Source organism: Streptomyces davaonensis JCM 4913, assembly GCF_000349325.1.
Taxonomy (GTDB): domain Bacteria; phylum Actinomycetota; class Actinomycetes; order Streptomycetales; family Streptomycetaceae; genus Streptomyces; species Streptomyces davaonensis.
Genome location: NC_020504.1, coordinates 4,245,446 through 4,268,175, shown reverse-complemented (window position 1 = coordinate 4,268,175; position 22,730 = coordinate 4,245,446). Strand labels below are relative to the sequence as shown.

At 69.6% G+C, this 22,730-nt stretch carries 22 protein-coding genes, 1 pseudogene and 1 riboswitch; of the genes and pseudogenes, 11 read left to right on the top strand and 12 right to left on the bottom strand.

Going from position 1 to position 22,730, the window contains the following annotated elements; all coding sequences use genetic code 11:
- Positions 1–89 precede the first annotated feature (89 nt).
- Positions 90–692, bottom strand: a complete 603-nt coding sequence (locus BN159_RS47100) for a hypothetical protein (protein ID WP_015658536.1) — start codon at positions 690–692, stop codon at positions 90–92.
- 153 nt (positions 693–845) lie between these two features.
- On the opposite strand from BN159_RS47100, the gene BN159_RS18605 reads away from it, so the two are divergent.
- Positions 846–1,652: a Cof-type HAD-IIB family hydrolase gene (locus BN159_RS18605; RefSeq protein ID WP_015658535.1), complete on the top strand. Its 807-nt coding sequence runs from the start codon at positions 846–848 to the stop codon at positions 1,650–1,652.
- Between the two features lie 34 nt (positions 1,653–1,686).
- Here the strand turns inward: BN159_RS18605 and BN159_RS18600 are convergent, their stop codons facing one another.
- Positions 1,687–2,160 (bottom strand): transglycosylase SLT domain-containing protein, encoded by a 474-nt coding sequence (locus tag BN159_RS18600; RefSeq protein WP_015658534.1) that lies wholly within the window; start codon positions 2,158–2,160, stop codon positions 1,687–1,689.
- A 3-nt stretch (positions 2,161–2,163) separates the two neighbouring features.
- Positions 2,164–2,345: riboswitch (cyclic di-AMP (ydaO/yuaA leader) on the bottom strand.
- A 266-nt stretch (positions 2,346–2,611) separates the two neighbouring features.
- Positions 2,612–4,627 carry a CocE/NonD family hydrolase gene (locus BN159_RS18595; RefSeq protein WP_015658533.1) on the bottom strand — a complete coding sequence of 672 codons (2,016 nt, stop codon included), beginning with the start codon at positions 4,625–4,627 and terminating at the stop codon, positions 2,612–2,614.
- Between the two features lie 311 nt (positions 4,628–4,938).
- Between BN159_RS18595 and BN159_RS18590 the strand changes: the two genes are divergently transcribed.
- The 5 genes from BN159_RS18590 (at position 4,939) to BN159_RS18570 (ending at position 10,283) form a co-directional block, all read left to right on the top strand.
- On the top strand, positions 4,939–5,949 hold the full coding sequence (locus tag BN159_RS18590) for a polyprenyl synthetase family protein (RefSeq protein WP_015658532.1): 1,011 nt from the start codon (positions 4,939–4,941) through the stop codon (positions 5,947–5,949).
- A gap of 146 nt (positions 5,950–6,095) precedes the next feature.
- Positions 6,096–6,998, top strand: coding sequence for a CHRD domain-containing protein (locus tag BN159_RS18585; protein ID WP_015658531.1), 903 nt, complete (start codon positions 6,096–6,098; stop codon positions 6,996–6,998).
- A 256-nt stretch (positions 6,999–7,254) separates the two neighbouring features.
- Complete coding sequence (locus BN159_RS18580) at positions 7,255–8,445, top strand: LolA family protein (protein WP_015658530.1); 1,191 nt, start codon at positions 7,255–7,257, stop codon at positions 8,443–8,445.
- A gap of 10 nt (positions 8,446–8,455) precedes the next feature.
- Positions 8,456–9,427 carry an ABC transporter ATP-binding protein gene (locus BN159_RS18575; protein WP_015658529.1) on the top strand — a complete coding sequence of 324 codons (972 nt, stop codon included), beginning with the start codon at positions 8,456–8,458 and terminating at the stop codon, positions 9,425–9,427.
- Positions 9,414–10,283 carry an ABC transporter permease gene (locus BN159_RS18570; protein ID WP_015658528.1) on the top strand — a complete coding sequence of 290 codons (870 nt, stop codon included), beginning with the start codon at positions 9,414–9,416 and terminating at the stop codon, positions 10,281–10,283. Before BN159_RS18575 ends, BN159_RS18570 begins: the two co-directional genes overlap by 14 nt.
- A gap of 20 nt (positions 10,284–10,303) precedes the next feature.
- Here BN159_RS18570 and BN159_RS18565 read toward each other — a convergent pair whose 3' ends face one another.
- Positions 10,304–10,885: a flavodoxin family protein gene (locus tag BN159_RS18565; RefSeq protein WP_015658527.1), complete on the bottom strand. Its 582-nt coding sequence runs from the start codon at positions 10,883–10,885 to the stop codon at positions 10,304–10,306.
- 104 nt (positions 10,886–10,989) lie between these two features.
- Entirely contained in the window at positions 10,990–11,433 is a 444-nt protein-coding gene (locus BN159_RS18560) for a DUF6668 family protein (protein ID WP_015658526.1), read from the bottom strand.
- Positions 11,434–11,603: 170 nt separating this feature from the next.
- Here BN159_RS18560 and BN159_RS18555 point away from each other — a divergent pair, with 170 nt between their 5' ends.
- Complete coding sequence (locus tag BN159_RS18555; protein WP_015658525.1) at positions 11,604–12,797, top strand: hypothetical protein; 1,194 nt, start codon at positions 11,604–11,606, stop codon at positions 12,795–12,797.
- An 18-nt stretch (positions 12,798–12,815) separates the two neighbouring features.
- Here the strand turns inward: BN159_RS18555 and BN159_RS18550 are convergent, their stop codons facing one another.
- Positions 12,816–13,298: a VOC family protein gene (locus BN159_RS18550; RefSeq protein ID WP_015658524.1), complete on the bottom strand. Its 483-nt coding sequence runs from the start codon at positions 13,296–13,298 to the stop codon at positions 12,816–12,818.
- Positions 13,299–13,336: 38 nt separating this feature from the next.
- Complete coding sequence (locus BN159_RS18545) at positions 13,337–13,771, bottom strand: winged helix-turn-helix transcriptional regulator (protein ID WP_015658523.1); 435 nt, start codon at positions 13,769–13,771, stop codon at positions 13,337–13,339.
- A 93-nt stretch (positions 13,772–13,864) separates the two neighbouring features.
- Here BN159_RS18545 and BN159_RS18540 point away from each other — a divergent pair.
- Positions 13,865–15,019 (top strand): annotated as a pseudogene (locus BN159_RS18540) (MFS transporter); the annotation flags it as partial.
- A gap of 80 nt (positions 15,020–15,099) precedes the next feature.
- On the opposite strand, the gene rarD reads toward BN159_RS18540, so the two are convergent.
- Both rarD and BN159_RS18535 read right to left on the bottom strand, forming a co-directional pair.
- On the bottom strand, positions 15,100–16,050 hold the full coding sequence (gene rarD / locus BN159_RS44025; RefSeq protein WP_408055043.1) for an EamA family transporter RarD: 951 nt from the start codon (positions 16,048–16,050) through the stop codon (positions 15,100–15,102).
- Positions 16,051–16,217: 167 nt separating this feature from the next.
- Positions 16,218–17,072 (bottom strand): SDR family oxidoreductase, encoded by an 855-nt coding sequence (locus tag BN159_RS18535; RefSeq protein ID WP_015658521.1) that lies wholly within the window; start codon positions 17,070–17,072, stop codon positions 16,218–16,220.
- Between the two features lie 87 nt (positions 17,073–17,159).
- Between BN159_RS18535 and BN159_RS18530 the strand changes: the two genes are divergently transcribed.
- The 3 genes from BN159_RS18530 (at position 17,160) to BN159_RS18520 (ending at position 18,659) form a co-directional block, all read left to right on the top strand.
- A complete protein-coding gene (locus BN159_RS18530) occupies positions 17,160–17,558 on the top strand; it encodes a winged helix-turn-helix transcriptional regulator (protein ID WP_015658520.1) in 399 nt (132 codons plus the stop codon).
- Positions 17,559–17,728: 170 nt separating this feature from the next.
- Entirely contained in the window at positions 17,729–18,277 is a 549-nt protein-coding gene (locus BN159_RS18525; RefSeq protein ID WP_015658519.1) for a DUF6082 family protein, read from the top strand.
- Between the two features lie 124 nt (positions 18,278–18,401).
- Entirely contained in the window at positions 18,402–18,659 is a 258-nt protein-coding gene (locus BN159_RS18520) for a hypothetical protein (protein WP_015658518.1), read from the top strand.
- Positions 18,660–18,719: 60 nt separating this feature from the next.
- Here BN159_RS18520 and BN159_RS18515 read toward each other — a convergent pair whose 3' ends face one another.
- The 3 genes from BN159_RS18515 to BN159_RS18505 form a co-directional block, all read right to left on the bottom strand.
- Entirely contained in the window at positions 18,720–19,799 is a 1,080-nt protein-coding gene (locus BN159_RS18515; RefSeq protein ID WP_015658517.1) for a 2-oxoacid:ferredoxin oxidoreductase subunit beta, read from the bottom strand.
- Positions 19,792–21,720, bottom strand: a complete 1,929-nt coding sequence (locus BN159_RS18510) for a 2-oxoacid:acceptor oxidoreductase subunit alpha (RefSeq protein WP_015658516.1) — start codon at positions 21,718–21,720, stop codon at positions 19,792–19,794. The genes BN159_RS18515 and BN159_RS18510 overlap by 8 nt, the downstream gene beginning before the upstream one ends.
- A gap of 257 nt (positions 21,721–21,977) precedes the next feature.
- On the bottom strand, positions 21,978–22,637 hold the full coding sequence (locus tag BN159_RS18505) for a response regulator transcription factor (RefSeq protein ID WP_015658515.1): 660 nt from the start codon (positions 22,635–22,637) through the stop codon (positions 21,978–21,980).
- Positions 22,638–22,730 lie beyond the last annotated feature (93 nt).

Below are 22,730 nucleotides of genomic sequence, written 5' to 3'. Positions count from 1 at the left end.
GTGCTGCCTCGCTCTCGTGCGTGCCACGGGTCCGTGTCGTCGTCGCACACGTTACGGGCGGAACACCCGTCTTGGGCAGTGCCGAAAGATCACGACGGGGACGGGTCGTCGGCCCGCTGCCAGGCCAGGAAGCCCTCGATCAGCTCGGGCGGGTTGGCCGCCTCGGTGGCCTCGACCTCCCAGCCGGGGCAGTCCATGTCGAAAATCACGATCGGCAGCGGGCGGCCGAAGACCTTCTCGACACGACCGCTCGCGTGGAGGTGCCGGGCGAGATCGATACAGGCGTCGGCGAAGTGCAACTGCAACAGGTCGGCCTTCGCGTCGTCCTCGTCCTTCCCCTCCTCCCCGTCCTCGCCCTCGAACCACAGGCCGAGCCGCCTGGCCTCCGCCTCGTACAGCGGCCCGCCCACCGGGTCCTCGGGCACGTTGCCGAGCATCTCGAAGCCGTCGAGGAGCCAGCAGGCGTAGTTCCAGCGGGCCTCGCCGGGGTCCTCCGGGCGCCGCTCCAGCTCGTACTGGGTCTCGGTGTTGTAGCCGATCGCCACGTACGGGTGGCGGTAGTCGTAGTCAACGCGCCAGATACGGAAGGAGAGTGCGTAGATCTCGGGTTTCAGTTCCTCGGGGAAGCATTCGAGGACGCGTACGGCGGTCTCCCGGAGATGGTTCGTGAAGTCCTCTTGCCGGTCTGTCACACCACTCGCCCCCGTCCGTCACAACAGTGCCCCCATTTCACCAGAAGGGGATGGGGACAAGGGAGTTGGAGGGGGCGCGCGGGGCCGGTGGGGACGCCGGGGTCGTCCGGTTCGCGCTGAGTCGACGGGGCGTCCTGTCCGTATTCTCTGATCATGGCCGCACCCATCGCATATTCACTCATCGCCACCGACCTGGACGGAACCCTGCTCCGGGGCGACGACACGCTCTCCGACCGGTCGTTGGCCGCGCTCGCGCGGGTGGCGGACTACGGCGCCCGGCACCTGGTGGTGACCGGCAGGCCGGCGCCCAGGGTGCGGCCGCTCCTCGACGACCTGGGCAGCAGGGGGCTCGCGGTGTGCGGGCAGGGCGCGCAGGTGTACGACGCCGGCGCGGACCGTCTGCTGTGGTCGGTCACCCTGGACCGGGAGTTGGCCGAGACCGCGCTCGGCAAGATCGAGGCCGAGGTGGGTGAGGTGTACGCGGCGGTGGACCAGGACGGCGTGGACGGACTCACGCTGATCGAGCCCGGGTATCTGATGCCGCATCCCACTCTGCCCGCGGTGCGGGTCGGGCGGCGCGACGACCTGTGGTGCGAGCCGATCAGCAAGGTGCTGCTGCGCCATCCCGAGCTGTCCGACGACCAGTTGGCGGCGACGGCGCGCTCGGTGGTCGGTTCGCTGGCGACGGTCACCATGTCGGGCCCGGGCACCGTCGAACTTCAGCCATGCGGCATCACCAAGGCGACCGGCCTCGCGCTGGCCGCGGACCATCTGGGCCTCGGCCCGGACCGGACGATCGCCTTCGGTGACATGCCCAATGACATCCCGATGTTCGACTGGGCGGCGCACGGCGTCGCGATGGCCAACGCCCACCCCGAACTCAAGGCGGTGGCCGACGAGATCACCCTGTCGAACGAGGACGACGGCATCGCCGTCGTCCTCGAAAAACTCTTCCGGTAGCCCTGAGCAGGTAGCCCTGAGCAGGCGCGGTGGCTCAGTACGCCCCGAAGACGTTGTCGATCGAACCGTAGCGCTGCGCCGCGTAGTTGCACGCGGCGGTGATGTTCGCGACCGGGTCGTAGGGGTCGTACGAGGTGCCAGCCACGTGGTACGCCTGGAAGGTCGGGTCGATCACCTGGAGCAGGCCCTTGGACGGGGTGCCGGCGGCGGCGTTGGAGTCCCAGTTGTTGATCGCGTACTGGTTGCCCGAGGACTCCCGGATGATGTTGCGGTAGATGCCCTCATAGCTGCCGGGGATCCCGTTCTGCGCCATGACCTGGAGGGAGGCGCGGATCCAGCCGTCGAGGTTGTTGGCGTACCCCAGCGAGGTGGCGGTGGTGACGGTCGGCGTGGCCGCGGAGGCGTTGGTGGCGCCGATGAGCGGGAGCGCCAGTACGGCAGCTCCGGTGCCGAGGACGGCGAGCTTGCGGGCGATGCGGCGGGGGCGGCGCTGAGCGGCAGCGGGCATGGCGAAGTTCCTCTCCGGCGCCTGCGAGGTGAGCTGTCGGGTTCGGGCGGGAGCTGCCCGGCCGCGCACCACGAAGGGCACGCGACTTCACCCCGAGCCGTTCCGGCGCGTCCGAAGACGTCCGGCCCGGCGACTTACCTGGGTCCCCCGCTCCTGCCGTACGAAGATCTCGGTGGAGTCGGACGGTGGCAGGATTCGGCGTCCGCCCGACTGGCCGGGAACGTATGCGAGAGCACATGTCCGAAACAAGTAGCGGATTCACATATTCGGCGATTTGATCTTCGAAAGAGGGATGTGCGGTGGTCGAGGATTTGCGGGTGCCAAGGGTCAACTGGCAAGCAGGGGAGGGGCGTCGGTGGCGGTCTGTGGGGTGCCTGTGAGGGGTGTGGCGTGAGTCAAGTCACGCCCAGGAGCAAGGGTGAGCAAAACGGGCAATAGGCCCAATGAGGTTTTAACGCCGAGGCGTTCGCGGAATCCGCTTCTCCCACGTCCGGTGGAAGACCACCTCGCCGCCCTCCGTGCAGATCACCTCGTTCGAGGTGATGAAGTCCGCCGCGTCGCAGGTGGTCTCCGAGCGGGTCCGGACGGTGGTGTCCCAGGCCAGGTCCGGCCGGTGCAGGCGGATCGACCAGTCCGAGCGGGCGCGGGCGGAGAGCGGGTCCGCCTCCTGGATCGTGTACGTCTCCAGCGCGTCCTCGGTGAACTCCAGCCCGTCGGGGTACACGCGCGTGCCGCCGCACCGCGGATCGACCTCAAGGCGCCACTCACCCTTGGCCACGTCCCGGACGACCAGCTGCTGCGGGCGCGGCTCGTCCAGCGTGGCCGGCTCGTTCACGCCCAGGGGCTCGGCCTGTTCCGGCGCCTCGAAGGCGATGTCGGAGCCGATGTCGGAGGCGGTGTCGGAGCCGATGTCGGACGAAGCGCCACGCGCGCGTACCGGCACTTCCAGGAAGCTCCCCGCCGGATCCAGCGTGAAGCCCGCCGTCGATTCGGGCTGCGGCCAGACCCACGGCCAGTACGCGGAGGACACCGCGAGCCGGATGCGATGGCCGGGCGGGAAGGCGTGCCCGATGCCGTCCAGCTCGAACTCGACGTCCTCCGTCGCGCCCGGCTCCCATGGCACCGCCCGGTCGCGGCCATGGCGCGCGGCGAGGTTCAGCACGCCCCGCGTGACCAGCGTCGAAGCTCCGTCGGGCGCGACATCGCAGACCCGCGCGATCACCTGCCCGCGCGGCACCTCCGAGGTCAGCCGCAGCCGCACCCCCGGCCGCCCCAGCACCCAGGTCTCCTCGCCCACGGCGAACTCGAAGCAGGCCGAGCGGGCGTCCTCCTCCCGCTGGTCCGGCGGCAGGTCGGCGTCGCTCCCGAGCGGGACGAAGCGTCCGGCGTCCACCCCGGTGTGCATGGGCGACCGTACGAGGACGGGGGTGCCCTGGAGGGCGTACGTCACCCGGGTGATGTGCGGGGAGGGCCAGGACGGCTCGCCGACCCAGCGGCCGGGCAGGGTGTCGTAGGCCGTGGCGGGCGGGTGGGAGTCGCTGACGTAGGCGCGCAGGAGGGGCTCGGGGAGGGGACCCTCACCCTTCAGCCAGTGGTCCCACCAGCGCAGGGTCTCCTGGAGGAAGCCGATCGCCGGTCCGGGCGGCAGGCCCTGGTCGGGGTACTGATGGGACCAGGGGCCGAGCAGGCCGCGGACGCGGTCGGCGGGCAGGTGCTCGACGAGGCGCAGCACGGTGTCGCGGTACGGGTCGTGCCGGCCGCCCACCGCGAGGACGGCGGCCTCGATGGCGTCGTAGTCCTCGCGGACGCTGCCGCGGCGCGAGTGGTCGTCCCGGAGTGGATGGGCCGGTTCGACGGCCTCCAGGCGCTTCAGCCAGAGGTCTCGCCACGACTCCCCGGCGTACCGCGGATCGGGTGGCAGGCAGGCGGAGGCGAGCGTCGTCGCGGCCCGGGCGTGCATGTCGACCGCGAGGACGGAACCTCCCGCGTGGTGCGCATCGTTGTCATAGTGATCGTCGGTGGAGCAGACCGTGACGATCGCCTTGAGCGGCTCGGGCGCGAGGGCCGCGATCTGGAGAGAGTTGAAGCCGCCCCAGGAGATGTCGAACATGCCGACCTTGCCGTCGCACCAGGGCCGGTCCGCCAGCCAGCGCACCACCTCGACCCCGTCGGCCGGCTCGGTCGCCGAGTACGCGTCCGCCGGCAGCCCCTCGCTGTTGCCGTACCCGCGGCTGTCCACCCGGACGGAGGCGTAGCCGTGGCCCGCGTACCAGGGATGGCGCTGGAAGTCGCGCGCGGCCGTCCGGTCGGTCAGCCGGTCCGGCAGATACTCGAGGAGCGCCGGGACGGGCTCGTCGGTCAGCGGGCGCCACACCCGCGCGTAGAGCAGCGTTCCGTCCGCGAGCGGGATGCGGACGTCCTCGTGGGTCGTCTCGTACGGGAAGGACGTACGGATGCGCGGGCTCATCGCGAAAACCCCAGTGCACGTGAAAGCCCCAGCGCGTGTGAAGGCCCCAGCGCGTGTGAAGGCCCCGGTGAGCGGGGTGTCGTATCGACCTCGATTCGAGACACACTCCACTACTTCCACGTAAGTCGATAGATATCCGTTCTTATCAGTTGATCAAAAACATAACCGGCGTGATCCCATACCGCCCGTCGTGGACGGGCGGGCGGCATCGGTGATCGAAACGTGACCGGATACGCTGACTTGAGTGAAGGCAGCGACCTATCGACAAACCGCGTAATCGCCAGTAGACACCAGCAGACAGGAGACCCCTCGTGACCGTCGTCGGGCCGTTCGGGCTGAGCGTGCGGGACCAGGCTCTGGAAGCCGATGTCCAGGCCGGATTGGCTGCTGTCGAGGAGGGACTGCTCGAAGCCACCAAGAGCGAGGTCCCCTTCATCACGGAGGCCGCTCAGCATCTCGTGCGGGCGGGCGGGAAGCGGTTCAGGCCGCTGCTCGTGATGCTCAGCGCGCAGTTCGGCGACCGGTACGCGCCCGGGATCGTGCCGTCGGCCGTGGTCGTGGAACTGACCCATCTGGCGACGCTGTACCACGACGACGTGATGGACGAGGCCGAGGTCCGGCGCGGCGTGGCCAGCGCCAACACCCGCTGGGGGAACTCGGTCGCGGTCCTCACGGGTGACTTCCTCTTCGCCCGCGCCTCGCACATCCTCGCCGACCTCGGGCCCGAGGCGGTCCGGGTGCAGGCCGAGGCGTTCGAGCGGCTGGTCACCGGGCAGATCCTGGAGACGGCCGGCCCGCAGGACGGACGCGACCCGGTCGACCACTACCTCGATGTGCTGGCCGGCAAGACGGGATCGCTGGTGGCGGTGTCGTGCCGCTTCGGCGCGATGATGTCCGGGGCCGACGAGACGGTGGTCGACGTTCTCACGCAGTACGGCGAGCGGCTCGGGGTCGCCTTCCAGCTCGCGGACGACGTGCTCGACATCGCCTCCGACTCGCACGAGTCCGGGAAGACGCCGGGCACGGATCTGCGCGAGGGCATTCCGACGCTGCCGGTGCTGCGGCTGCGGGAGCGGGCGCAGCGGCTGGGTCTCGCCGAGGACATCGCCCTGTGCGAACTGCTCGACTCCGACCTGACCGACGACGTACGCCACGCGGAGGCGCTGGCGGCGCTGCGGACGCATCCGGCACTGGAGCAGGCCCGGCGCGACACGGTGCGGTACGCGCAGGACGCGCGCGCCTCGCTGGCGCCGCTGGCGGAGTGCGACGCGAAGGCGGCGCTGATGGAGCTCTGTGACGCGGTGGTGCATCGGGCGGGCTGACCCCACCCTGTTGCCCTGTGGCCCTCTGGATTCGCCCAAGTGACGCACGCCACATTGCTGGACTGAGTCCAAATCCAGATCCTCCCCGTATTCATGCCCAGAAGCCGACGCAGGGGGCGTCGGCTGACAAACGGGGAGAAAACTTCATGCGTACGAGTCTGATCGTCGCCGCCGTAGCGGTGGCCGCCGCCGTGGTTCCCACCTCCGCCTCGGCCACCTCCACCACCCCTGACAAGGGAACCGTCCTCGCCGCCAGTCTCCGCGGAGCCAACGAGGTGCCCGTGGCCGGTGGACCCGCGGTCGGGGACCAGGACGGCGCCGCGCTCCAATTCGTCAAGGTCAAGGGCGACAAGGTCTCCGTCGCCGTCAAGTGGCGCGGCGTCGACCGCCCGACCGCCCTCCACCTCCACCAGGGCGCCAAGGGCACCAACGGCGGCGTCAAGGTCGACTTCACCGAGCTCCTCAAGAACAGCAAGGGCAAGACCCTCACCGGCACCGTCAAGGTGACCGACCAGGCGCTCCTCGACTCCCTGAAGTCCGACCCGGGCTCGTTCTACGCCAACCTGCACACCGCGAAGTTCCCCGGCGGAGCCGTCCGCGGGCAACTCCACCAGGTGACCACCGACTTCGACTTCCGCGACGCCCTCGACAACTTCCAGGCATCCGTCATCAAGGGCAAGCAGATCTACGAGTGCAAGCCGGCCGAGGGCGGCGGCCACGCCTTCGCCCAGCGGGACGTCAGCGCCCTGCTCGCCGGGCCGATCGCGCACTCCTTCGTGCAGCCCAACTCCGGTACCCCGCAGTGGATCGCGCCCGACCGCAGCGCGGTCACCGGATCCGTCCTGAGCAGGACCCCCAACGGGGCGGGGAACATCCCCGAGCTGGACCTGAAGGCCACTCAGTCCGGCAAGCACCGGGGCCTGCTCGCCCACACCGCGGAGATCCTCCGCCTGAACACCGTCGGCGGCGTCGCCCCGGCCGGTTCCTGCACCCCGGGGACGATCGTCGGCGTTCCGTACCAGGCGGACTACGTGTTCATCCAGCACTGATCGACAAGGTCGGGCAAGAGACGGGCGGCGCCTCCCCCCACACGACCCCTACGGGTCGGGGGAGACGCCGCCCTCTCGTGTCATACCGCAGGTGTACACGGAGTTGAGCCCGCGGTCTGACGCTTCGCGACAGCCGATTTGGTCAGATGGTGACAACGGAAAACACCACTCCTCACCGATTCGGGTGAGAATGGCGGCTACGAGCTGGACGCACGGGAGTTGGCAGGCCGCCGCCGACGACGGAGGTAAGGCACACATGGCACCGTACGAATCCGACGACAGCACCACCCCGGACGAGATCGACGACCTGCGTTCCGGGCGGCGCAAGGCCGCACGGTACGTCGTGCCGGTCGCGGTGGTGGGCGTGGCGGCGGCGACCATCGGTCTCGTCCCCGCCATCGCCGACTCCGGCGACCCCGACCTGCCGGAGATCAGCGCACAGCAACTCATCGAGAAGATCGCCGAGTCCGACGTACAGCAGCTGTCCGGGACCGTGAAGATCAGCACTGATCTGGGGCTGCCCGACCTCGGGGGTCTGGAGAGCTCGCTGGCGTCCGGGGCGGTGGAGTCCGGGGACGGTTCGTCGGCCGACCCGTCGGCCAAGCTCACCGAGCTGGTCACCGGCACGCACACCCTGCGGGTTGCCACCGACGGCCCCGACCGGCAGAAGCTCTCGCTGCTGGAGAACGCCGCCGAGTACAGCCTCATCCACAACGGCAAGGACGTCTGGGGCTACGACAGCGCGTCCAACGAGGTCTTCCACGGCACCGCAGAGGAGAGCGGAAAGCAGGAGAAGGAGGTCCCGGCGACGCCCAAGGACCTCACCGAGGAGGCCCTGAAGTCGGTCGACGACACCACGTCCGTCACCGTCGACGGCACCGCGCAGGTCGCGGACCGGGACGCCTACCGCCTGGTGATCAAGCCCAAGCAGTCCGGCACCACGGTCGGCCAGATCACCGTGGCCGTGGACGCCAAGACCGGGATGCCGCTGAAGTTCACGCTCACCCCGGCGAGCGGCGGCGCCGCCGTGGTGGACGCGGGCTTCACCCAGGTCAGCTTCGCCAAGCCGGCCGCCTCCACCTTCGACTTCACCCCGCCGAAGGGCGCGAAGGTCACGGAGGAGGGAGAGGTCGCGAAGGAGGAGCACTCCAGGATGCCCGACAAGGCACCCGGCGGGGCCCCCGAAGGCGAACCGCGGGTCATCGGCGAGGGCTGGAACGCCATCGCCGTCATGGAGACCGGCGGCGAGGGCATCCCCTCCGGCTCCGAGGTCGGCGGTGACCTCGGCGGGTTCATGGACTCCCTCGGGGACAAGGTGAAGGGCAAGTTCGGCGAGGGCACCGTCTTCAAGACCCGCCTGGTCAACGCGCTGATCACCGACGACGGCACGGTCTACGTCGGCGCGGTCACCAAGGATGCGCTGGTGAAGGCCGCCGACGCCGGGTAATAAGGCACCCATGACTGACACGTCCGCCGCGGAGCCGGCATCCGAGCAGGGTGACAGCGTGATCGTCACCCGCGCGCTCACCAAGCGGTACCGCGGCGGACAACTCGCCGTGGACGGACTCGATCTGACCGTCCCGGCGGGCAGTGTCTTCGGCTTCCTGGGCCCCAACGGCTCCGGCAAGACCACCACCATCCGCATGCTGATGGGCCTGATCGAACCCACCTCCGGCACGGCCCGGGTGCTCGGCCGCCACATGCCCCGCGCGACCCGCGCCGTCCTCCCGCACATCGGCGCCCTGATCGAGGGCCCCGCGCTCTACGGCTTCCTGTCCGGCCGCGACAACCTCCTGCGCTACGACGCCGCGGACCCGACCGCCGACCCGCGCACCCGGCGCACCCGCGTCGCGGCGGCCCTGGACCGGGTGGGCCTGACGGCCGCCGCGGGCAAGAAGGCCAAGGCGTACTCGCTGGGCATGAAACAGCGCCTCGGCCTGGCATCGGCACTCCTCCAGCCGCGCCGCCTGCTGGTCCTGGACGAGCCGACCAACGGCCTCGACCCACAGGGCATGCGCGAGATCCGCGCCCTGATCCGCGAGCTGGCCTCCGACGGCACGACCGTCTTCCTCTCCTCCCACCTCCTCGACGAGATCGAGCAGGTATGCACCGACGTGGCAGTGATGGCCCAGGGACGGCTCATCACCCAGGGCGCGGTGGGCGACCTGGCGGCGGGAATGCGCGGCCGACTGGTGGTCACCACACCCGACACGGCCGAGGCGGCGCGGGTGCTGAAGGAACAGGGCGCGGGAGATGTCGTGGTGAGCGAGGACCGGGTGACGGCCGAACCCCCGGACCAGGACCTCGCCGACCTGAACACAGCGCTGGTGATGGCGGGCGTCCGGGTCAGGGGCTTCGGAGTCGAACGAGCCTCCCTGGAGGACGCGTTCGTGGCGCTGACGGGGGAGGGCTTCGATGTCGCAGGTTGAACTCACCCGGCCGACAAGCGTGTTGTGGACCTTCGGGTTGCTGCGCAATGAGTTGCGTACGACGCTCTTCCGCTGGCGCACCTTGGCCCTGCTGGGCGTCCTGGCCGCAGTTCCGGTCCTCGTCGGCATTGCCGTGAAGATCGAAACCGGCGACGGCGGCTCGGTCGGCGGCGGAGGAGGCGAAGGCCCCGCGTTCATCTCGCAGATCACCAACAACGGCCTGTTCCTGGTGTTCACCGCACTCGCCGCCACGCTCCCGTTCTTCCTGCCGATGGCCATCGGCGTGGTCGCCGGCGACGCCATCGCCGGGGAGGCGAACGCGGGCACCCTGCGCTATCTCCTGGTCGCCCCCGCGGGCCGCTCCCGGCTGCTGCTCACCAAGTACGCGACCACGATGGCCTTCTGCCTGCTGGCCACCCTCGTGGTCGCGGCCTCGGCGCTGACGGTCGGCGCGCTGCTGTTCCCGCTGGGAGACCTGACGACGATCTCCGGCACCCGGATCGGCTTCACCGAGGGCCTGGGCCGCGCGCTGCTGATCGCGCTGGTCGTGGCCGCGTCCCTGACCGGGGTCGCGGCGCTCGGCCTGTTCATCTCCACGCTCACCAACAGCGGTATCGCGGCGATGGCGACGACGGTGGGCCTGCTGATCACGGTCCAGATCCTCGACCAGATCCCCCAGCTCGACGCGCTCCAGCCGTACTTCTTCTCCCACTACTGGCTGTCCTTCGCCGACCTGATGCGGGACCCGGTCTACTGGGACGACCTGGTGAAGAACCTCGGCCTCCAGGCCCTGTACGCCGGGGTGTTCGGCTCGGCGGCCTGGGCGCGCTTCACGACGAAGGACATCACGGCCTAGCCGGCGAAGGACGTCACCGCCTAGCTTTCGTGCGCGTACCGCGCGAGCGGCGTCTCCCCTTGGAAGAACGTCTTCGCGCGGGCCAGCGCCTCACCGTCATTGAGCACGTCCCCCGGCTTGCTGCCGTTGCCGAGCAGTACCCCGCCGAAGCGCATCCCCATGTACGCGGCCGAGTTGTTGAGCGAGCCGATCAGAGGGTCGGCGACCTTCGGCTCGTACTCGGCGAGCGCGGTGACGCCCCAGAGGGTGCGCCCGGCCAACGTCGCCTTGAAATCGAGGCCGGGGGTGCGCAGCCAGCCTGCCCAGTAGTCGAGGTAGCGCTTGGTCTGGGCGGACAGCGTGTACCAGTACAGCGGGGAGGCGATCACGATGTCCGTCGCGGCGAGGGTGGCGTCGAGCAGCAGCGCGACATTGCCCTCCGTCGGCCGGACCCGGTCGCTGTCGTGGCGCAGATCCTCGAAGTCCGGCAGTGGGTGTGCGGTGAGGTCGATCCACTGCTGCTCGACGTCCTTCGGCAACTGTTCGGCGGCGCGGCGGGCGAGCAGTTCGGTGTTTCCGTCGGAGCGGCTGCTGCCCAGGACGAACAGGAAACGGCGGGTCATGGGTCCCCCAGGGATGCGGATGGTCGCAGGCCCGCGAATGGCAGGCGTGCGCGAACAAGCTGCATCTGCATTATATGCGTACGCAAGAATATGTCGAGGGCGTTCTATCCGCGGCCGACTCCTGTCAGGTGGGCCAGCGCTTCCGTCTCCCGGGGCGGCGGCCCCTCGGTCGCCCCGAGCCGCCAGGACTGCACCCAGGGCACCCGGTACACATCGATGACCGACTCGATCGCCTTCACCCGCTGGGCGAGCGGACGCGGCAGCCGCCCCGGCGCGTCCGCGACGAGCACGACGGCATCGAGGTCGAGCCCGAGCGGCGGGGGTTCGCGCCGGAAGTCCGCCACGGCACGCAGTACGGCGTCCAGCCCGTCGGCGTGCGTACGGCCGACCAGCAGGACGGATCGTGGATCGCCGGGCCGCGGCCAGTCCCGCCCGCAGTCGTGGCCGCCGTAGACGCGGGCCAGGGTGGTGACACCGGCGCCGCCGTGGGTGCCGACCCAGGAGTAGCGGCGGGGGGTGAAAGGTGGCGGTATGTCATCATCCGTCACTGTCACCGGTCCGCGTATCCAGATCTCCGGCCCCGAGTGCACGTCAGTTCGCTTGCCCCCGCCCGCCGTTCTCACGCCACCTGGAACGAGGCTGTGACGTCGCGGTGACGTGTGCGCGGGGGACCTGCGGAGAGACTCGACGACAGGTGTTGCCAGCGAGTGAGGAACCGATGTCTCGACTCAGCCGCGCGAAGAAGCGGGAACAGCAGGCTGGGCCGTCGGCGGCCCCGATCGAGGTCCGTGTCCATGCGTCCGATCCCGGCGGGGCCTCGGTCGGAGGCGTCCCGGTCACGGCGGCCCCGGGCCAGGAGATCCAGCAGGCCGTCCTGAACCACCTCCACCGCATCGCGCTCGCCGCGGGCCACCCCGTGTACGCGACGATCCAGGACGACCGCATCGGCTACGCCGTACCGCTCCAGATCAACCTGGACGGGTCGAGCGCGCTGACGGGGGAGCCGAGGGAGGTCGACGTGGCCGTAGCGCTCACGGAGGAGCCCGGTCCGGCACCGGAGGCCGTAGCCCCTGAGGCGGCGAACCCGGCGCCGCCCGCCAAGGACATGCCCACCCACCTCCTGCGCCCGCCGGCGGACCCGGCCCCCACCTTCCCGCTGCGGGCCGTTCCCGACATCGCCCCCGGCACGGTCGCTCCGCCCACCGGCGCGTTCGGCCCACCACCGGTGATGGACACACCGACGTCGGCACGCACGGATGCACCTCCACCCGCACCGATGGACGCGCAGCCGGTCCCCTTGGGCTCGCAGCCACCGCCCGCCCCGAAGCCCAAGCCCCTCGTACAGCTGGACCCCGCGTTCGATCCGGCCTTGGACCCGGCTCCCAAGGCGCCGACCCCGCCCCGTGGGTTCGACGCCGTGGCCGAAGCCGTGCTCGGGGACGAGCCGTCCCCCGCGGGACTGCTGGCGGAGCCGGTCGCCGGGATCAACGCGGCCGTACGCGACGGACGGACGCGGGACGCCGCGCGGCTCGCGGAGCGGACCGTGCTGGAGGCCGCCCGGAACCTGGGTCCGGAGCACCCGGAAGTGCTACAGCTCCGCGAACTGGCCGCGTACATCGCCTACTTGGCCGGAGAGCCCGCCCAGGCCTTCGCGATCTCCCTGGACCTGTCCCGGATCCACTACCGCGCACAGGACCCCGAGGCCGCCTACGGCAACGTCCTGAGCGCGGCCACCGCCTGGCGTGCCGTACGCGTTCCGGAACTGGGCCTGCGCCTGGGGCACGAGCTGATCGCCCTGTGGGCCGCCCTCGTGGCGGACGACGGCCCGGCGGCGGAGGAGCCCGAGCGCCTGGACTCGGCCCGCACCCGGATGAACCGCCTCACCGAACGCGTCCGCCGACAGCAGCCCTAGCAAAGACGGCCCCGGCACTCACTGCACGCAGAACTCGTTCCCCTCCGGGTCCTCCATCACGACCCACTGCCCGGACGGCTCCTTCACCTCCCGCTGCACGCGCGCGCCGAGCCTCTTCAGCCGCTTCACCTCCGCCTCCCGCTGCCCCTCGGGTGCGTGCACGTCGAGGTGCAGCCGGTTCTTGACCGTCTTCGCCTCCGGCACCCGCTGGAACAGCAGCCGCCGCCCGAGCCCGGTGCCGCTGTCCTGGTCGTACGGGTCCGCGGGATGCCGTACGGCGACCAGGTCCCGGAAGGCGAGGCGGGCGTGGAACTCGACCACGGCCTCGCGGGGCAGGGCGCCGAGCTCCAGCAGCCGCTCGATGAGCGCGTTGTTGTCCTCGACCTCGTAGTGCAGCGCGGCGGCCCAGAAGTCGGCCTGCGACTGCGGGTGCGCGCAGTCGATGACGAGCTTCCAGTGCAGCGGGGCGGGGGCTGACGAGGAGTCAGGGGTCTGTGTCATGGGGTTACTTATAGCCCCCTGCGAGGACAGAAACTGTCCTACTCCACCTCGACCTGCTGCCGGTCGTACGCCTCCCGCGCCTGCGCGATCTCCTGCTGGTGCCGCTCGGTCCAGGTGACCAGCGACTGGATCGTCGCGTGCAGGGTCTGTCCCAGTGCCGTCAGCTCGTACTCCACCTTCGGCGGCACCACGGGATGCACCGTCCGCTTGACCAGGCCGTCCCGCTCCAACTGCCGCAGCGTCACCGTCAGCATGCGCTGGCTGACCCCGTCGATCTCCCGGCGCAGCTCGGTGAAGCGCAGCCTCCGGTTCTCCAGCAGGGCGATGACCAGCAGTGACCACTTGTCGGCCACCCTGTCCAGGATCTGCCGTACCTGGCAGTCTTCCCGGGTGTCCCACTGGAAGGGGTCGGCGTCGCCGTAGTCCACGGTGCTCGCGCAGTTACTCGGTGACTTCGAAGTGCCTTCTTCCATGTCTGTCGATGCTGCCGCAGGCTGAGGTCGGTTACAAGAGGGAACCGACCCTCATCTGCGTAACCGCCCCCTACGCACACAGGGAGTGTTGTCATGGGCACCCGCGCCTGGGCGCTGCTGTTGGTCCTCTGCGGAACGATCTTCCTGGAGGGCATCGACGTCGCCATGATGGCCGTCGCGATCCCCTCGATCCGAGCCGATCTCGGGCTCTCCACCGGCACCGCGGCCTGGGTCATGAGCGCCTACGTCCTCGGCTACGCCGGTTTCACCCTGCTCGGCGGCCGGGCCGCCGACCTGCTGGGCCGGCGCCGGATGTTCCTGCTCTGGCTGACCGTCTTCCTGGGCTTCTCCGGCCTCGGCGGTTTCGCCACCGAGGGCTGGATGCTGATCCTCGCCCGCTTCGTCACCGGCGTCGCGTCCGCCTTCATGACCCCGGCCGCGCTGTCCCTGATCACCACGTCCTACGAGGAGGGCCCGCGGCGCAACAAGGCCCTGCTGATCTTCGCCGGTACGGCCGCCGGCGGTTTCTCCTTCGGTCTGGTGGCCGGCGGACTGCTCACCGAGCTGGGCTGGCGGTGGGTCTTCTTCGCCCCGGTGCTGCTGACCGCCGCGCTGCTGCTCGCGGCGGTCCGGCTGGTGCCCCGGCAGGACGCCCCGCGCGAGCGTGGCCGCGGCTTCGATCTGCCCGGCGCGATCCTCGCCGCGGGCGCGATGCTGCTGGCCGCCTACACCGTCGTACGCCTGGAACACGGTCTGGACGACTGGCCGCTCACCGCGGCCGCGGCGCTCGCGGCGCTGCTGCTCGCCGTCGCCTTCGTGGCCGTCGAGCGCCGGTCCGCCGATCCGCTGGTCCGGCTGGGCATCCTGCGCGTGGGGCCGGTCGTGCGGGCCGATCTCGGGGCGCTGCTCTTCGTCGGCGCCTTCTTCGGCTTCCAGTTCGTGGTGACGCTCTACCTCCAGGAACTGCGTGGCTGGTCCTCGCTCCAGACCGCGCTCGCCCTGGTGATCATGGGCTGTGACGCCGTGCTCGCCCCGACCCTCACGCCGAGGCTGGTCGCCCGGTACGGCAACACCCGGGTGATCGTCGGCGGCTTCGCGCTCGCCGTCCTCGCCTACGCGCTGTTCCTGCCGGTCGGCATGGACTGGCCGTATCTCGTCATGCTGCCGACGCTGTTCGTCTCGGGCACCGCCTTCGCGCTGGCCTACGGTCCGCTGACGATCGCGGCGACCGAGGGGGTCGCCGAGGAGGAGCAGGGCCTGGCGAGCGGGCTGCTGACCACCGCGACCCAGTTCGGCTCGGCGATCGGGATCTCCGCGGTGACCGCCGTCTACGGCCTGGCGTCCACCGGATCCGGCCCCGACGCCACACTGTCCGCGTTCCGCACGGCGCTGGTGGTGCCGGTGGCGATGGTGACGCTGGGGCTGCTGGTCTCGGCCCGCAGTGCCTTGGCGGCCCGGCGCGCGGAGCGCCAGGCGTCGGCGGTCAGCAGCGTCAGCGCCAGCCACACCAGCGCGAATCCGGCCCAGCGCTCGGGGGGCATGGCCTCGCGGAAGTAGAGGACACCGAGCAGGAACTGGAAGACGGGCGCCATGTACTGAAGCAGGCCCAGCGTGGACAGCGGTACGCGGATGGCCGCCGCTCCGAAGCAGACCAGCGGCAGTGCGGTGACGAGGCCGGTGGTGGCGAGAAGCGCCGCATGCCCCGGGCCCTCGGTGGTGAAGGTGGAGCCGCCGTCGGCCGACAGCCACAGCAGATAGGCCAGCGCGGGCAGGAACTGGATGGCGGTCTCGGCGGCGAGTGACTCCAGGCCGCCGAGGCCGACCTTCTTCTTCACCAGTCCGTAGGTGGCGAAGGAGAAGGCGAGGACGAGGGAGATCCACGGCGGGCGGCCGTAGCCGACGGTGAGGACCAGGACCGCGGCGAAGCCGACGCCGACCGCCGCCCACTGCACGGGCCGCAGCCGCTCCTTGAGCAGCAGCACGCCCATCGCGATGGTGACCAGCGGATTGATGAAGTAGCCGAGCGAGGCCTCGACGACCCGGTCGTTGTTCACGGCCCAGATGTAGACGCCCCAGTTGACGGCGATGACCGCCGAGGCGACCGCGATGAGCGCGAGCCGGCGCGGTTGGCGCAGCAGTTCGGCGGCCCATCGCCAGCGCCGTATCACCAGCAGGGCCAGGGCGACCACGACGAGGGACCACACCATGCGGTGGGCCAGCACCTCGAAGGGATCGGCGGGCTTCAGCAGCGGGAAGAACAGGGGGAACAGCCCCCACATCCCGTAAGCCGCGAAGCCGTTCAGCAGTCCTATGTGCCGCTCGCCCCTCGGCTTCCCGCTCACGGGCCCTCCTTCTGGTCGTTCTCGCCTGGAAGAAGGTAGCGCCGATCACCCCTGGCTGTCATGCCCGTATCGCCATACGGTCATGACAGCCGGGAGTGCGCTGGTCAGCCCTTGATCGCGGCGGCGATGGCCTCGGCGAACGGCGTGGTCGGACGGCCCGCGAGCCGCGACAGATCACCGGAGGAGACGACCAGCTCGCCCTGGGCGATGGAGGCGTCGACACCGACGAAGACGTCGACGAAGTGCTCGGGCATCCCGGTGCCGCCGAGAATCCCCTTCAGGGCCTCACCGGACACGGAGTTGTACGCGATCTCCTTCCCGGTCTGCCGGCTCAGCTCGGCCGCGTACTCCGCGAGGCTCCACGCCTCGTCGCCGCCCAGCTCGTACGTCTTGTTCTCGTGCCCCTCGCCGGTCAGTACGGCGACGGCGGCCGCGGCGTAGTCGGCGCGCGAGGCGGAGGAGACGCGGCCCTCACCGGCGGCGGCCACGACGGCGTTGTGCTCCAGCACCGGGGCGAGGTTCTCGGTGTAGTTCTCGTGGTACCAGCCGTTGCGGAGCAGGACGTAGGGCACGCCGGAGCCGGTGAGCGCCTCCTCGGTGCCGCGGTGGTCGTCGGCGAGCGCGGCCTTCAGGCTGCCCGGGGTGCTGGTGTAGGCGAGCAGGGCCACATCGGCGGCCTTCGCGGCCTCGATGACCACCTTGTGCTGGGCGACCCGGCCCTTGTCGAACTCGTTGCCGGAGATCAGCAGCACCTTGTCGCCGGCGGCGAAGAGGGTGTCGAAGGTCTCGGGCGCGTTGTAGTCGGCGACCGCGATGTTCACGCCCCGCTCGGCGAGGTCGGCCGCCTTCTCCGGGGTGCGGACGACGGCGGTGACCTGGTCGGCCGGGACCTTCTGGAGCAGCTGCTCCACGACGTGGCGGCCCAGGTGTCCGGTGGCTCCGGTGACGACAATGCTCATCAGGAAACTCCTCGTGGGTGATCTGTCATCGACCCTAGGAGGAGCGCTAACTATTGGAAAGTACCCACTTTGAAGTAAGGTACTGCCATGGCGGTAAGTGTGGCTGAGGCTGAATGGCGACCCGACGGCGAGACGATGTGCCCGTACCGGCTGGTGCTGGAGCATGTCACCAGCCGCTGGGGCGTACTCGTCCTGATCAACCTCCTGGACCACCCGCACCGCTTCAGCGAGCTGCGGCGCGCGATCAGCGAGGTCCGCCCGGTCAGCGAGAAGATGCTCACCCAGACCCTCCAGACCCTGGAACGCGACGGCATGGTCCACCGCGACGCCAAGCCGGTCATCCCACCCCGCGTCGACTACTCCCTCACCGACCTGGGCCGCGAGGCGGCGGAACAGGTGCGTGGGCTGGCGGAGTGGACCCGGGTGCGGATGGGGGAGGTGCGGGAGGCTCGGGAGGCGTATGACGCGGCCAAGGGGCAGCGCTGAGCTGAACGCCCTGGAATCCTGCGCGTGTCCATCCGTGCGCCCCCTCTCCGCCTCAAGCGCTGTTCCCGGTTGCCGGGCAAGCTGAGGGAGGGCGGAGCGCCCTGCCGTGTGCCGGTCCGCGTCACCGTCGAGCGGCGTACGGCTGTCGGAGTCAGGGGGGACTTGGTTCGATGGTCACACTGAAGGCGGCTGCGCGAAGTATCGGTTCTGCGGTGATGGCGGGACGCGGAACCCTACGGACGGCTCTCGCCGGGGGAGCCCGCCGCCGACGCCAGGAGGAACTCCTGTCGGCGCTGGTGGGTCAACTGGCGCTCATGACCGAGGAGATCCACCGCGCGAACCTGATCCAGCAGCACCGCCTCATCGCGGAACAGCAGGTCCGGGCCATGGACGACCCGTCGCTCGCCGCGGCCACCAGCACGCTGACGGGCCTCTCCGAGGAGAAGCGCCGCCAGATGATCTTCGTCAATCGCTGGTATGCGGCCCTGCTGCTGGCCCACCGGATTGGTTCCGTCGACTGGGACGAACTTCTGGGTCATATCCGGGTGTTGTGTCGCGGCGGAGCGTTCGCCGAGTACTGGGAGCGGACGGGGGAGCACCGACGCGGTCTCCCTCAGGACTCGCTGGAGGCGCGGGTGGGCCGGGCCGTCGACGTGATCCTTGAAGAGCGGGAAGAGGATCCCGACGAGTGGTGGGTCGTGGGTTCGCCACTTCTGTGACACGAACGAGCGGGTCTAAAAGGCGTTGTGAGGGGTCATTTATTACTAACCTGCGCAAGTCCGCTCATATGTGGGTCGAGCGGTCGGTTCAGGCACCTCAAAGCCGCCGAACAGGAGACATCGAGTGCTCAACGATCCCCAAGCCCCGCCCATCACCCGAAGACTCGGCAAGCCCCCGCGCCAGCGAGGCAGCTTTACCGCGGAGACCTGCCCCGACCTCTTCGAGCTGAGTGACGGCAATTTCGCCGTCATCGGTACCGAGGCCACCGCCGAACTGGATCCCTATCTGCCCTCGGACGCCGCTCGCGCCGACTACGAACGCATCGTCGTCATCACGCGCGAGACGCTCATCAACGCCAAGCGAGACATCCCCGACGCCTAGCACAAGGAAAGGGCCTGGACGCGTGATCCGCGCCCAGGCCCGCACCGTATCGACCGGCCGTCAGCCGACGACCGTCCAGGTGTCGCCGCCGGCCAGCAGCGACGCGAGGTCGCCCTTGCCGTACTGCTCGATCGCCGTGTCCAACTGGTCGCTCATCTGCGTGTCGTAGACCGGGCGTTCGACGCTGCGGAACACACCGATGGGCGTGTGGTGCAGGGTGTCGGGGTCGGCCAGACGGGACAGCGCGAACGCCGTGGTGGGGGAGTCCGCGTGGGCGTCGTGGATCAGGATCTCCGCCTCGTTCTCCGGCGTCACCGTGACGACCTTCAGATCACCCGTCACCCGGTCCCGCACCACACCCCGGCCGCCGTCGCTGCCGAAACGGATCGGCTCGCCGTGTTCCAGCCGGATGACCGCTTCCTCGGCCTGCTGCCTGTCCTTGAGCACCTCGAAGGCGCCGTCGTTGAAGATGTTGCAGTTCTGGTAGATCTCCACCAGCGCCGTGCCGGGATGGGCGGAGGCCTGGCGCAGCACCTCGGTGAGGTGCTTACGGTCGGAGTCCACGGTCCGCGCCACGAAGGACGCCTCCGCGCCGATCGCCAGCGACACCGGGTTGAACGGCGCGTCCAGCGACCCCATCGGCGTCGACTTCGTGATCTTCCCGACCTCGCTGGTGGGGGAGTACTGCCCCTTCGTCAGCCCGTAGATCCGGTTGTTGAACAGCAGGATCTTGAGGTTGACGTTCCGGCGCAGGGCGTGGATGAGGTGGTTGCCGCCGATCGACAGCGCGTCACCGTCACCCGTGACGACCCACACGGACAGATCGCGCCTGCTGGATGCCAGGCCCGTGGCGATGGCGGGCGCGCGGCCGTGGATGGAGTGCATGCCGTACGTGTTCATGTAGTACGGGAAGCGGGACGAGCAGCCGATGCCCGAGACGAACACGATGTTCTCGCGCGCCAGGCCGAGTTCGGGCATGAAGCCCTGCACCGCGGCGAGGATCGCGTAGTCACCGCAACCGGGGCACCAGCGCACCTCCTGATCGGACTTGAAGTCCTTCATGGACTGCCTGGCCTCGGCCTTGGGAACGAGCGAAAGCGCCTCGATCGTGCCCGTGCCTTCCCTGGACGTCTCAGCCATCGATGGCCTCCTTGAGAGCCGTTGCGAGCTGTTCGGCCTTGAACGGCATTCCGTTGACCTGGTTGTACGAGTGAGCGTCCACCAGGTACTTGGCCCGGATCAGCGTGGCGAGCTGACCGAGGTTCATCTCGGGGACGACGACGCGCTCGTAGCGCTTGAGAACGTCACCGAGGTTCTTCGGGAAGGGGTTGAGATGCCGCAGATGCGCCTGCGCGATCTGGAGCCCCGCGGTACGCAGCCGGCGCACGGCCGCGGTGATCGGGCCGTAGGTCGAACCCCAGCCCAGGACCAGGGTCTTGGCCTCGTGCGGATCATCGACTTCGAGGTCCGGTACGTCGATTCCGTCGATCTTCGCCTGCCGCGTCCGCACCATGAAGTCGTGGTTGGCGGGCGCGTAGGAGATGTTGCCGGTGCCGTCCTCCTTCTCGATCCCGCCGATGCGGTGCTCGAGACCGGGCGTACCGGGGACCGCCCACGGCCGGGCGAGAGTCTGCGGGTCCCGCTTGTACGGCCAGAAGACCTCGCTGCCGTCTTCCAGAGTGTGATTCGGGCCCTGCGCGAACTGCACCCGCAGATCGGGGAGTTCGTCCAGCTCCGGAATCCGCCAGGGCTCCGAGCCGTTGGCCAGGTAACCGTCGGAGAGCAGGAACACCGGGGTGCGGTACGTCAGCGCGATCCGTGCCGCTTCCATGGCCGCGTCGAAGCAGTCCGCCGGAGTGCGGGGCGCGATGACCGGCACCGGCGCTTCGCCGTTGCGGCCGAACATCGCCTGCAACAGGTCCGCTTGTTCCGTCTTCGTCGGCAGACCGGTGGAGGGGCCGCCTCGTTGGATGTCCACCACCAGCAGCGGCAGCTCCAGCGAGACCGCGAGCCCGATCGTCTCCGACTTCAGCGCGACGCCGGGGCCGGACGTCGTCGTCACCGCCAGGGAACCGCCGAAGGCAGCGCCCAGCGCCGCCCCGATGCCTGCGATCTCGTCCTCGGCCTGGAAGGTCCGCACACCGAAGTTCTTGTGCTTCGACAGCTCGTGCAGGATGTCGGAGGCCGGTGTGATGGGGTAGGACCCCAGGAACAGCGGCAGATCCGCCTGCCGGGAGGCCGCGACCAGGCCGTACGAGAGAGCCAGGTTCCCGGAGATGTTCCGGTACGTCCCCACCGGGAACGCCTTCGCCGCCGGGGCCACCTCGTAGGAGACCGCGAAGTCCTCCGTCGTCTCGCCGAAGTTCCAGCCCGCGCGGAACGCCGCGATGTTCGCCGCCGCGATGGCCGGCTTCTTCGCGAACTTCGACTTCAGGAACTTCTCCGTCCCCTCCGTCGGTCGGTGATACATCCACGACAAGAGGCCGAGCGCGAACATGTTCTTGCTGCGCTCGGCCTCCTTGCGGGACAGGTCGAATTCCTTGAGGGCTTCCACCGTCAGGGTCGTCAGCGGCACCGGATGCAAGTGGTAGCCGTCCAGCGAGCCGTCCTCCAGCGGCGAGGAGTCGTACCCCACCTTCTGCATGGCCCGCTTGGTGAACTCGTCGGTGTTGACGATGATCTCCGCGCCGCGTGGCAGGTCGGCGACGTTGGCCTTCAGGGCCGCGGGGTTCATCGCGACCAGCACGTTCGGGGCGTCGCCCGGGGTCAGGATGTCGTGGTCCGCGAAGTGCAGCTGGAAGGACGAGACACCAGGGAGGGTTCCGGCGGGAGCGCGGATCTCGGCGGGGAAGTTCGGCAGCGTCGACAGGTCGTTGCCGAACGACGCCGTCTCCGATGTGAACCGGTCACCGGTGAGCTGCATACCGTCACCGGAGTCCCCCGCGAACCGGATGATCACCCGGTCCAGCCGGCGCACGTCCTTCGCCGTCGCCGGGTTGCGCTGCTCTCCCACTACTGCTTCGTCGGCCTGCTCCGCTGGGCTACTGACCTGGCTGGTCACTGAACTGGACCTCCCTAGAGGCGGCTGTCGGGGAGAGGCCTTCCCGCAGGCCCTCCCACAGGATCAACCCTACGTCCGCGAAGGTCGCCTTCCCCGGGCCATTCGCATGATGGACGCGGTTTTGAGACGCTTCGCCACCCTGACTTGTCATGATTTACACGCCCCCCGACGCTTCTCTTGAAGACGCTCCCCGCTCGCTGTGTGGTTCTCCGGCCCGACGACTGCCGCCGGACTTTGTCTGACACGGTGTCAGGTCGTCATGAGTTCAGATAGGTCAGGACCGCCAGAACGCGACGGTGATCCCCGTCGCTCTGGGACAGTCCGAGCTTCAGGAAGATATTGCTGACGTGCTTCTCAACGGCACCGTCGCTGACCACCAGTTGCCGGGCGATGGCGGAGTTGGTCCGCCCTTCGGCCATCAGCCCCAGGACCTCCCGCTCCCGCGGGGTGAGCCCCGCGAGCACATCCTGCTTACGGCTGCGCCCGAGCAGTTGCGCGACCACCTCCGGGTCGAGGGCCGTGCCCCCCTGGGCCACCCGCACCACCGCGTCCACGAACTCCCGCACCTCGGCCACCCGGTCCTTCAGCAGGTATCCGACCCCGCGACTGGAACCGGCCAGAAGTTCGGTGGCGTAGCGCTCCTCCACGTACTGTGACAGGACGAGCACACCGAGTCCCGGGTGCGCCTTGCGCAACTGCACGGCCGCCCGCACGCCCTCGTCCGTATGGGTCGGCGGCATCCGTACGTCCGCGACGACGACGTCCGGCAGCGTCCCCTGCCCGTCCAGCTCCGTGATGGTCTTGATCAGTGCTTCTCCGTCGCCGACGCCGGCGACGACCTCGTGCCCGCGGTCCGTCAGCAACCGGGTCAGGCCCTCCCTGAGCAGCACTGAATCCTCGGCGATGACCACCCGCACCTTGTCCTCCACGACCTTCGGCCCCCCGAGCCATGTTGCGTCCGGCCGGTTCTCGCCCGGCCTCGTTCCACGGCCTCAGTATTCCGCGATATA